The sequence below is a fragment of the Parabacteroides caeci genome (genome assembly GCF_023656795.1).
GTDB lineage: Bacteria > Bacteroidota > Bacteroidia > Bacteroidales > Tannerellaceae > Parabacteroides > Parabacteroides segnis.
In genome coordinates, this window is sequence record NZ_JAMOKT010000023.1 from 42,329 (window position 1) to 54,913 (window position 12,585).

A 12,585-nucleotide genomic window follows, 5' to 3' on the forward strand; every position below is an offset into this window, starting at 1 on the left:
TCAAATTTCTCCATTATTATACCATATGTCTTGATTTGAGCGGCATTTGGAATAATCTCTTTTTATAATTTATAATTTTAAGGCGAAGTTTTCGAAAAACTAGTATAGATGGATAAATCCAGTAACCCTCATGAGGGTTTTTTGCTGTATGCACAGCAAAAAATTATATATATTTTATTTACTTAATTTACATGTAACCCTAATGCTTGTGGTTTGGATATGAATGAAATGAATAGATTGATAGCGATGTGAAGAAGATAATAAACGAATAAAACAAAATAACTAAAAAACAAAAAGTATGATGAGAAAACTTATTATCATGATCTTCCTGTTTGTGATTCCATTGTCGTTTTATGCACAGGATAGATTGAGTGGTCAGAAAGGATCAGTCGTCGGCCTGAAAACGAATATCCCGTATTGGGGAGCGATGGCGACTTTCAATGCCGGAGTTGAATTTCGTCTGGCACGTCATTGGTCATTGGATATAGAGACCGGTCTGAACCCGTTCGACGGAAAGAAAGAAGATGGTAGCTATGGTAAATCTCTTAAGCATTGGCGACTTCATCCGGAGTTGCGTTATTGGTTTTGTGAAACTTCCTACAAACATTTCATTGGTCTGCATGTCCCTTACATATTATATAATGTATCGGACATCAAAATACTGGGTACCGAGAATGAGCGCCATCAAGGTTGGGGAGCAGGAGTAGGAGTTAGCTACGGTTATTCATGGTTGCTTTCCAAGCATTGGAATCTGGAAGCGACGGTCGGTGTGGGATATCTCTATCTCGAATCGGAGAAATACCCCTGTACAAACTGCGGTCGTCGTCAGGAATACGTCAAGAAACATTATTTCGGTCCAACACAAGCAGCAATTAATCTGATTTATCAATTTTAATTTTCGCCGCCTTATGAAAATGAACAAACATATACTTATAGTAACAAGTCTGCTGGCGGCAACTGCTTTGCAGGCACAGGAGATTAAAGTAAAGGATAAGATTGTAGAGAAATCGGACAGTGCGTTGATTATTGGTATGACGTTCGATTTTGGTGAAGTGAAAGTTCCTTCTGATCGTAGTCTGGTATGTACACCGGTGGTTGTTTCGGGTGATAGTATCCGCCCTTTGACACCGGTTATTCTCAATGGTCGCGATCGCCATATTTTGTACGATCGCACAGGACGTACTTATTCAACACACGGGGAATATGAACTGCGTCGTAATAATGGTGAGGAGCAATTCTTTGAATACACCACTCGCACACCAATGGCGCCTTGGATGAAGAAGTCGGAAGTGGCTCTCGTAACCGACCTCTGCGGTTGTGGTTGGGAAGCGTTGCAGAACGACCGTTCTCCACTCTTTCCGATCAATTTGTCAGATCCGGTTGTTTTGAGACCGTTGCTCGCCTATCGTACACCTGAAGCTGAGGCGGTCAAGGCGCGTTCGATCGAGGGAAAAGCGTTTTTGGATTTCCCGGTTAACAAAATAACGATTTATCCCGACTACCGTAACAATCCGCGTGAGCTGGCTGCTATTCGTGCGACGATCGAGTCTGTAAAAGACGATCCGTATGCCACCATCACGGAAGTATGGATCAAAGGTTTTGCGTCTCCCGAAGGCTCATACGCCAATAATACATATTTAGCGGAAAATCGTGCCAAGGCCTTGCGCGACTACGTGAAAAGCCTCTATCGTTTCGAGCATGCCACATTCAGTGTAGATTTCGAACCGGAAGACTGGGAAGGATTGGAAAAACGTCTGGAAGAAATGAATTTACCGGACAAAGCTGAGTTGCTGGCTATTATTCGTGATCCGGAACCACGCGACCTCGATAAGAAGGAGCTGAAGTTGAAAGTCTTGAACGGCGGTAACTCTTATAGAATTCTACTCAGGGATGTTTATCCGGCGTTACGCCATTCGGACTATGTGGTGAAGTATAACATCCGCAATTTCACAGCCGAAGAAGCCCGGTCGCTTATTTATACTGATCCGAAGCAGTTGAGTCTGAATGAAATGTTTATGGTGGCTCAAAGCTATGAGGCTGGAAGCGAGAAATATAACGAAGTGTTCGAAATTGCTGTCCGCATGTTTCCTGATGATCCTGTGTCGAATCTGAATGCCGCTAACACAGCTATTCAAAGAGGCCAGTTGGAACAAGCCGAACGTTACCTTCAGAAAGCAGCCGAAGGAGATGAGAAACAGTTGGCACGTGCATCTATTCTGATGCTTCGCGGTGATTTGGACGGTGCGGAAAAGATCTTGAATACGTTGCAGAATAGCCCGGTGACAGGTAAATCGGCCCAGGCAAACCTCGAACAGATCAAAGCAAAACGTGAAGAATAAAGAACTTCAAAAAATGATTGATTATGAACATAGCCTATAAATATCTTTTATACGCCTGTATGGCAACCTGTTTTATGCAGGTTGGCTGTACTGACGAAGTTCATTTGAACCGTGACGACGGAGAGGAGGATGTGGTGGTGGAAAACTACCTTCGTCTGACTATCAGCAGTCCGGAAGCCAAACTTCTTACCCGTTCAAACCCCACCGGTGGCGAGAATGGTGACGGCTATGAGCCGGGACAAGACTACGAGACGCGCATCGACGATTTGATGCTGCTCTTTTATCAAGGAACAGACGGGGTGAATTCTCCTGCATCGACCCCGATAGATAAAATTATGTATCTGGACCGTAATGCCATGGAGGGTGACAATCGCACCGAACCGGTACTAGTGGGGCTTCCGGGTGGTTGGTATGACCTGCTGGTTATAACTAACACCGACAACATACGTTCGCAGCTTCAGGGAATGACGCTTGGCGGTGTGCGTGACTATTTGCAAAAGCGCGCCTGGACGGAGAATGGAGGAAAATATTCTCGTTTTGTGATGGCTTCGGATGGTCACTTGGACACACAAGTGTATATCTGTGGTGAGAATACGATCGATAATCCGGCTTCGGCCACAGTCGAGGTGGAACGTCATGCGGCACGTATCGATTATCAATTGGTACACAAATATTATGATGTGACGGACAAGACAGCTGGCGAGGCCCAGGTTTCCATTACCGGAGCCTTGATTGTAAACAAGCTGGATGCCGGTTCCTATATGCTCAAACGAGTGATAGGTGCGGCATCGGATGGCTCGTACGGTGCGGAAAGTACGCTTGAATACCTCGGCTTGGAATTGCCTGAATGGGGCGATCACCAGACCAACTACGTGCTGGATCCGTGGAGTCGCAAGAAGACGCTGGCAAATGTGGATCGTCGTGTTTTTAATCCGGAACAGCCTTCCGGTTCCGGACAACCGCTTGCTTCGCTTTACGAAAATTATTTAACGAGCTACGGTACATCAGTATCCAACTGGAAGTTTGCTCCTGGTTTGGGTGAACGTGTGGGTGACTGGTACCGGGTGGGGTACACGAAAGAAAATGCGGTGGCCAAGGCGGAACAATCGCCTTATATCAATACGGGAGTCGTATTTAAAGCTTCCTATGGACCTAAGAAATGCATTGTTTATGATCCGGTTTCCGGTAAAGCGGTCGAACGGACGGGCTTGGATGGTGCGCCTTTTACTTTCTTTGCATTCAATGGCGTGATATATGGTTCAGCGGAAGCTGCAATGGCTGCCTTTGCAGGCAACGGTACAAATGTGGTCGGCTATGATTTTGCCGGTAAGACTTGGGGCGATGTCGAGAAGTTGACAAAGGTGTTAAAGGAAAACGATCCGGTGGGTTACTGTCGTTTTCTTACCCGGAAGGCAAAAGGTAAAACGGCAACCGATCGTTTGACCGAAGCTGAAGCCTCCCTGTTGTCCTGGAATAATTATATGTATGTCACTTTTGGGTACTCGCTGGGTACGAACAGCATACCGACTATAAATCTGAATGGTAAGGACACTCGCCGATTGTTGGCGCGTTACGGACTACATACGTATGCTGACGGAGTTTGCTATTATACTCATTGGATTCGTCATTCTAACAACAACGACCCTTCAAAGGGGATTATGGAGTATGCTATTGTGCGCAACAATGTTTATAAGCTGCGCATCAGTGATATTTACGGTTTGGGAAAGGATATTCCTTACGAACCACCGTTTGATCCGGAACCTGTCGATCCGACTCCTCCTGGCCCGGATGATCCTGACGATCCTGACGACCCGACGCCTCCTGGTCCTGACGACCCGGACGATCCTGACGATCCAACACCTCCTGGACCTGATGACCCAGATGATCCCGATACCGATCCGCTTATCCAGATCGAGGTGGTTGTGAAGCCTTGGTTGATAATCGACCCTGAAACGTTTTATTTCTAACCGTTAAAATAAGAGAACGATGAAATCAATAACAACAAAATATATCTTTTTCCCGGTACTGGTATTGTTGTGCCTGGCCGGGTTGGCCTCATGCGATTATATCCATGATGAATTGCCTCTTTGCCGGCATACACTCCGTTTTGTTTACCGGCATAATATCAAACATGCCGATGCATTTGCCTATGAAATGGAGAATCAGGAGGCAGCAAAAAATGTTCGTTTGTATATTTATAGTGCTGAAGGCAAGTTTCTTTCATCTCGCCTGATCGAGGGGGAAGAGTTAAAAAAGAACGAAGTGGATCTGAGCGAACTTGACCCGGGCGATTACCGCCTGTTGGCTTGGGCCGGTTTGAACGCTCAGGATTATACGTGGACGGAACCGGCCCCCGGTTCTTCTATCGATGACTTCCGTATGTCGGTACAAATGGTGGAAAATCGTGTCGACCGCGAATTGTCCGGTCTTTTTCAAGGGGAACTGGAATATACGATACCTATCGGAGGTACTACCGATACCGAGTTCCCATTGGTAAAGAATACCAATAAGATCCGTTTCATACTGATCGATGCCAACCGGGGAACGAAACTGACGTCGGATGCATTCGACTTTGCTGTTACTACTACAAACGGCGATCTTGATGCGCACAATGAACCGGTTTCTCCTACGCGGATCACCTGGTTGCCTTATCTGCAACAAGTAGAGGAAGTGAAAGCCTCCGGCAGCGAAACGGTTAAGTATGAGGCTGTCTGCACGGAATTGAATACGCTTCGTTTGATCGACAACAACACCGGCACGCTTCGTATCCGTTATGCGAGCGAGGAGACGCCGTTTATCAACGTCAGTCTCACGGAACTCCTGAAATTGACACAGATCGCTTCTCATAAACTACCGGGGCAGGAGTATCTGGATCGGCAAGACGAGTATGTCATCACAGCATACGTCGACATTGTCGGCGGACGGGCACATTGTCTTGAGGTGATCGTTGACGACTGGATTGTTCGTTTGGAAGACTTGACACTTGGAAATGAGGAGATGACATTATGAAAGGTCGATTGAATCCATATAGGAACCTGTCAGCGGTTGTCTGCCTGCTTGCTTTTCTCGCCTTCGGTTGTGTGAGTGGCGAGAAGGGTGGCTCCGGCGACCTGGACCTTCCCGAAATGGTGGAGGTGGATTTGCAAGTGGGCATAGCGGATGTTATGTCCCCGCTGCAAACGAAAGCTGACGAAGGTGAGGAGGTAGAAAAGAAAGACGATAATGCTTTGTCGGGTGAACAGATTCATTCACTGGCCGTGCTGATTGTCAATAATTCTACCCAAAAGATTGAGAAGAAGTTTTTGCCCGATTTAACGAATGATGAGAAGGCTAAAGAGGGTGAACTGACAAGTTGGACTTCCGAAGAGTTCCGGTTGCCCCAAGGTACGAAACGGATTTATGCCTTTGCCAATTGGGAGTCGCTGAAGAATGAGATGCTAAATGCTGTTATCGCAGCAGAAGAAGGTGATGAGATACCGAAGCTGCCGGAAGAGGTCTCCTGGCCTGAAGGTGGTTTTGACCCGAAGCAAAAAAAAGTTTATCTTCCGATGAGTTACGCTGAGACGTGGGAGGTTTCTTCTTCGGTAAAGAAAAGAATCGAACTTACCCGTTTAGTGAGTCGTTTGCAGGTGAAGGTCACTAATGCGACAAACCACGGGTTGAAGTTGGATGGTCTTACGTTGGGTTCTTTCAATAATAAAACACTTTTGTTGGGAGGATCTATCAAGGATTGGTCTGGAAAAGGTGATGTGGATTTTTTACCTGCGGAGACAAAAACGCTGCAACCGATGGGGGATAAGCTGGATGAATATACCTCCGGTTGGATGTATGTATTTGAATCCAGTATGCAAAATGGCTTTAAACTTGATTTTAAAACAACAAGCCAGGACAATGTTTATCATGGTTCTGGTATGCATAGCGGAATAAGGTTTACTGAAAACACGGAAGTCAAACGCAATCATATCTGGAACCTGAACTTGTGGGTTTGTGGCTACAGCTTGACTTTGACGTTGAAAGGAGAAAATCCGCCGATCGGTGGTTATCCCGTATTAACATCCAAGCTGGAGGGTTTGAATGGTACGCTGTATGGTGGCGGTCCGTTTACGATAGAAATTATAGAATTGAAATCGTTGAATGAAGGGACACCAGTACCGGAAAATATTCAATGGTCTATTGATAGAAGTATTGAAAATCCAGAATGGTTGATAGAGGACTTGCAATTAGCCGGTACAACTATAACAGGACGTATGGCCGGTTATGCCATAAATGCAACAGGCCCACTTACCTTTAAGTTGAAAGCGACCAGCGGCGTTCGGACGATATCCGTTTTCCCCGTTACGTTGAATTTTGCGGAGATATTCGAGCAGGCCCAATCGCAACCTTAAGCGAGATTTTGCAGGTTATCGAGGCCTGCAAAATTTACTCGACCCGTAGACGCTCGTCTACTCGACCCATAGATGTCCATCTACTCGATAAGTAGACGCTCATCTGCTTACTAAGTAGAGGTAGGGTCTACTTAGTAAGTAGATTTCGGCTTACTTATTAAGCCGTTCAAAATATAAAAACAACAGATATAACAACAAAATTAGAATACAATGAAACGAAATAAAATAAAATATGACAGGTGGCTCCGGATGCTACTCTTGTCGTTAGCCCTGCTAACCGGCGGGGGCTGGATGGCTTGGGGGCAGACGGATGTTGACAGACCGACGATCGAATTGATTCATTCGGATAATCATGATGAGGTTTTTTCTTCTATTAAAACTATTTATGTATCAGATAAGCGAGAACTAAGTATTCCAGAATTGACAATTAATCAAGGATCTGATAATGATCCACGATATAATTGGTTTGTCCATTGGTATATTGAAGGGGAAGGTGATATTTCTTATAAACAAAGGATCTTTTCAAACAAAGAAGCTGCTGCTCGTGGAGGGGGACTTATTAATTCAGATCCAAATGCAACGTATTCATCTAGTAATGTTTTTTGTAAAGTTAAAGATGAGAAGGGATTGATTTGGTCTAATAGATTAAGAAAAGATTTAAACTTGGGAGGATGTGGCATGGATGTGTCCACAATAGAATATATTTTACCTGCTGATTATAAAGGTGGAGATAGGGTATATTGTGATGTTAGTGTTTATAATAATGGAAGTTTGGATTTATCAGGAAGCGATAATGATATCAAAGGTACATATAATGAACCAACATTGTTGAAACGTTTTATTTATGAAATAAAATCAGCAAAGGATTGTATAAATAAAGAAAAGGATGTTTTTGATATAGATTATCCAGCGGAGAGTAAGTCTATAAACTTTTTGATGCCATCTGCTCCTGAAAATTATTTTTGGATGGAAGGAAGTGAACAATATCAAGGGAAAAAATTTCAATATCAAGTAAAAGGAAAAGATACAGATTATCATGATTTTAAACTCGTAACAAGAAATGCTACTATATCTTCCCAACAAGTTCAAAGAATTCCTTATGAAGAAGGTGGTAAAGAAACAGGGTATTATGATGGAGGAGTAATTAATGTAAGTGTAATAGTTGTAGATGAAACAGGAACTCATTCTAAGGAAGTAGCTGAGTTTAATTTTTCTCCAAAGAAAAATGTAGGTTTTAAGTTAGAGACAGAGATAGCAGATAAAGAAGCAAATATAGATCGATGGCCTAGATATAATAAATCTAAATATGTAGAGATTGGAAATGTTGATTTTGATCAAGATGATGTCAAGACAGAATTAACAAGGGAAAATAATATGTCTGTAAACCCTTTTGGAACCTATGATTTAGCGCAGACTTCCTATGGGTTTATGAATAAAAATATATCTTCTTTGGAACGACCTGCGGGTACCTATACACAAGGCAAATTCTCTCAATTATCCCTTCAAAATGTATATGGGTTATATAGGAGTGCCAATGTCCCTAATTATTCAACAGGCTTTACGCAATCTCCTATTGTTTTTGCGAATACAGATAAATTGGATTTTAATAAATGTTATGTTTGGGTTCCGGCATTGAATCCTTATTATCAAAAGAAGGAGTTTGAGTTTTATGATAGAACTCATGCTATAGCAAAAGAATCTGGTAAAAACGAATATGGTTATTTTTATTATATAGATGCGTCAGATGATCCTGGAACATTGGTTGATGTTCCTATAAGTGACATTTGTTCAGATACGGAAATTACTGTAACGGCTTGGTTAGCAGATATGACACGTCCAGGATATTCATCAAATAATGTTACAGGAAATGTGTTGCCTTTAGCTCCAAATTTAAATTTGATTTTTAAAGCTAAAGATGGAGATGGAAAGGAGGTTATTCTTCATAGGTTTACTTCTGGAGATGCACTAACGGATTATGGCAAAAGTGGAGATTTTAATACATACCTTATGCAATGGCAACAACTTTGTTATTCTTTTGTTATTGACAAAAGTTTGGATGGATATACAAATTTCCACCTTGAAATCCAAAACAACGAACCTCACACCGACGGTGCTGACTACGCTATCGATGACATTCGTATCTTCAAAACGAAGCCGCAGGTAGATCTTGTTAAGGCAGGAGATCTGTGTGAAACCGATATTAATACGCTGCGATTTGTGACAGATTATAATCGTGCATTAGACGTGTTGGGATTAAAAAAAGGAGAAAAAGTTCCGTTAAATCAGCGTGTGAAAAAGGAGGATTTACCACAGTTATTACAAGATTATCTTAAAGATAAGCCTGATGATGCTATTGATTATTTTACAAGTATTTATTATTCGGTTTATAAGGAAAGTGATAAAAGTAAACCAATACAAATAAACTATACTAATTTAAGAGCTAGTGGTAAACAGAACTATCGTACTTCCTATGTTTCTACTAAATTGGAAGATATGGTGTGGACTCAAACATTTGATTATGAGTTAAACAAGGATCTTCCTAATCCAAAGATAGCATCAGCTCCGGTTTATCTTGATATAGAAGATAGAGAATTAGAACCTGGAGTAGATTATATTGCTCGACTGTCTACAAATCCTTTGACAGAAAGTGATTTAGATATTACAGATAATCAGTGTGCCCTGATTGGTAATCCTTTCCAATTGACTATTTCAAATAGTAATTATGAGATAACGCATGGACAAACGGAGGTTATTAAACCAGAGGATGCTGTAGTTAATGAAACTTATACTATAACCGGAAAATTTTGGTATAAAGAGAGTATAGAAGCAAATGATTTTTTGGAGTTGAAAGATGCTAAATTCAATTGGTTCTTGGGGACACTTGATGAGTTTACAGCAAAGGGTATGATAGTTTTGCCTAATGGAGGTTCTTATTCAATTCAAGATGCATTGAGTGAACTTACGAAAGAAAACAGTGTTGCAGATAAAGAAGCTATTAAGCGTTTGTTGGATGAAAAGTATGGAATAAAGGATGATAACAATAAGGAGAAAGAATGGAGGCTTATATTAGGTGAGTCTAGTTTTGAATATACAATGAATTTGGGATATCAATCTGTTGTTATTCGGGCACAAGAAAATCAAATGGCTAATGGGCAACCTATAAAAGAAACATTGTATTGTTCAAAACCAGTTCAATTTGATTTAGGTGGTACACCTCCGACTATCGATCCGGGTGATCCCGATGTACCCGATCCTGACGATCCGGATGATCCCGATACACCTGAAGAACCTAAAGATCCTCAGCCTGATAAAGATCCGGAAGACGGTTCTCCTGTCCGTTCTGTACGTCTTGGCTTAATCCAAATACAGGATATGCAGGCAAATCAGGGAACATTGCGTATCCCTGTTCATATCCGTAAATCAGCAGTAGATGAAAGGTTTGTTGTAGATACGGAGAATAGTAAAATAATGGTTTGCGAAACTTCGGATCAAGAAAGGAGAGATGGTTTAGTTAATAAGGAAGTTGCTACATTGGACGGTTTTGGAGATGAATATGTAGCTACGGATGCTAAACCGAAATGGGATAAAAACTATTTCAAAATCAAATTTGAAGACTTGGCTGTTAAACCGAAAGAAGGTTTCCGTGAAGGTTTCTGGTATATGGTTGAAATACCATACGCTGTAAAAGATGGAAACGGAAACGGAGTTGTAGTTCATAGAGGTTCTATGAAACTCACCCTTAAAATCGTTCCCGAATACGTGACTTGGGTGGGAAGCGAAAACGGCATGCACAACTGGAACAACGACGATTTGAAACATTGGAGACGTTCTAAAAATGCAGAACTTTATATGTCGGGCGATAAGGAAGGAGCCGAGGCCAATGGCACACATCCAGAAGCCTACACCCCAATGCGTTTCACGAAAGTGACAATTTATGGTAAAGCAAAAGACAAGGATGGCAATTATGCTATTGATGGCAATGCTTATGCTGCCTATCCCCATTTGTACAAATTGAGTAAACGGGGAACAGATCCGACTGTCTTGTTGGATATGGCTCCGACAAACATGGATGCAACTATCGGTTCTGCCACCAAGAATATCGAATATGACTTGTTGGCCGATCCAGATTATGAACAGGAGTTGTTCGGAGAAGGTATTAATTTTGAGAATCCGGATAAAAAACAAGGCCATTCCTACTCTTGTGTCCGTTTCTACGGTAACACCTGCGATGAAATTTATATCAAACCCGAATCGGAAATCCTGCATACGGAATACCTGACCTACAACAAAGCTCATGTAGACTACGAAACGGATCCGAACCGTTGGTATATGCTTGCTTCACCTTTGAAAGGTGTTGTTTCGGGAGATATGTATTTGCCGACAGGTAATAATGGTATCGGTAAATATGCACGGCAAGAGACTCCTGCATTTGAAGATATCAAATATAATACAACAGATTATACTCGTTGGGAACCTGCTGTTTATATGCGTGGGTGGAATAGTACTTCTGTAAAAGTTATTTATCCGAAAGATGAAGTTAATTATGGAGAATTAGCCAATTGGTCGAATTTGTATAATGATGTAGATGTTCCGTTTGTTTCGGGTTCCGGATTTTCTATCGGAACAAAGGCGTCATCGAAGCTTGAAAAGGAGAGTGTATTATTCCGTTTGCCTAAAGCTGATGTATTATATCATTATTATGAAAACGACAATAAGACAAGCGAAGATGAAAAGAATATAACTAGTAAAAATCGACAGGGTAATGGACGTTTTTATTTTAGTCCCGATACAACAAGTTTGAATGTTACAACAACTGGTATGTTGGGTAATCCGTTTATGTCGCATTTGGATATGAAAAAGTTCTTCGATGCTAACCATTCAACAAATAATACATATTATATTATGAGTGGCAATACTACGATAACCAATATTGCAGGTGACGAGTATAAATTATCCACAGAAAGTGACGATCCAAACTATGTAGCTCCTCTTCAATCATTTATTAAAAATGATTTGAAAAATGCTGTATTTACTACTGATATGATAGCCAAAGCCCCCACTTCAGGAAAGAAAGTCGGCTTGCGTTCTGCTACTGCTGCGGCATCAGAAAAGACATTGCCTCAATTGCGTATCACTGCCAGCCGTGGTGGTGTACATAACACAGCGCTTGTGGCAGGTCTTGTTACAGCATCAGACAGCTATATAGAAGGTGAAGATGCAGCCTTGCTGATCAATGAGGAAGTCGCCGCTCCGCAAGTTTATACACTTGCCGGTAATCAGATGACAGCTATCAACGTGACACCGGAACTCAAAGATATTCCGGTCGGCATCTATGGTAAAGATGCTTCTCCGGTAGAGCTGAGTTTCAAGCTGTCGGGAGATATGCAGAATGTTACATTCGTAGACAAGCAGAGTGGCAAGGTCTATCCGGTGACTGACGGTTTGACCCTGACTGTCTCCGGCAATACTTCCGGACGCTACTTCCTGAATGGCTCGATCGCTACGTCGAACGAGGTGATTGCTCGCAACGAGATTGTATGTTATGCCAATGGAAACGGTCAGATTGTGGTTTCATCGGTTGATCCGCTTACCCGGATCTCCGTCTATAGCGTCTCCGGACAGCGTTTGCGTTATTTGGATAATCTGAATATGCAGACGGTCTATGTCAAAGACTTGGTTCCCGGCATTTATATCGTCAAAGCCGAAAGTGTAACACAGGTATGTTCGGAGAAAATGGAGGTTAAGTAATTGTGGATACAATATAAATCTTCATAGATATTTGTAACTGAATGGCGGTCATATTATTAATGGCCGCCATTTTTTTATTGAAAAAGGCATCCCCTTTATTGTATCTTGTATTG

At 42.1% G+C, this 12,585-nt stretch carries 6 protein-coding genes; all 6 read left to right on the forward strand.

Annotation, left to right across the window (positions count from 1 at the left end):
* Positions 1–301 precede the first annotated feature (301 nt).
* The 6 genes from NBH15_RS13175 to NBH15_RS13200 all read left to right on the forward strand — a co-directional run bounded on the left by NBH15_RS13175 (position 302) and on the right by NBH15_RS13200 (position 12,472).
* Positions 302–895, forward strand: coding sequence for a DUF3575 domain-containing protein (locus NBH15_RS13175; RefSeq protein WP_044214758.1), 594 nt, complete (start codon positions 302–304; stop codon positions 893–895).
* A gap of 13 nt (positions 896–908) precedes the next feature.
* Positions 909–2,339 carry a DUF3868 domain-containing protein gene (locus NBH15_RS13180; protein ID WP_244050856.1) on the forward strand — a complete coding sequence of 477 codons (1,431 nt, stop codon included), beginning with the start codon at positions 909–911 and terminating at the stop codon, positions 2,337–2,339.
* A gap of 23 nt (positions 2,340–2,362) precedes the next feature.
* Complete coding sequence (locus NBH15_RS13185; protein ID WP_250822811.1) at positions 2,363–4,306, forward strand: Mfa1 family fimbria major subunit; 1,944 nt, start codon at positions 2,363–2,365, stop codon at positions 4,304–4,306.
* Positions 4,307–4,325: 19 nt separating this feature from the next.
* On the forward strand, positions 4,326–5,348 hold the full coding sequence (locus NBH15_RS13190; RefSeq protein WP_128134323.1) for a FimB/Mfa2 family fimbrial subunit: 1,023 nt from the start codon (positions 4,326–4,328) through the stop codon (positions 5,346–5,348).
* The gene (locus NBH15_RS13195) at positions 5,345–6,724 is read left to right on the forward strand and encodes a hypothetical protein (RefSeq protein WP_244050858.1); all 1,380 of its coding nucleotides are present in this window, start codon (positions 5,345–5,347) and stop codon (positions 6,722–6,724) included. The genes NBH15_RS13190 and NBH15_RS13195 overlap by 4 nt, the downstream gene beginning before the upstream one ends.
* A 210-nt stretch (positions 6,725–6,934) precedes the next feature.
* Positions 6,935–12,472, forward strand: a complete 5,538-nt coding sequence (locus tag NBH15_RS13200) for a T9SS type A sorting domain-containing protein (RefSeq protein WP_250822812.1) — start codon at positions 6,935–6,937, stop codon at positions 12,470–12,472.
* The last annotated feature ends 113 nt before the right edge of the window (positions 12,473–12,585 follow it).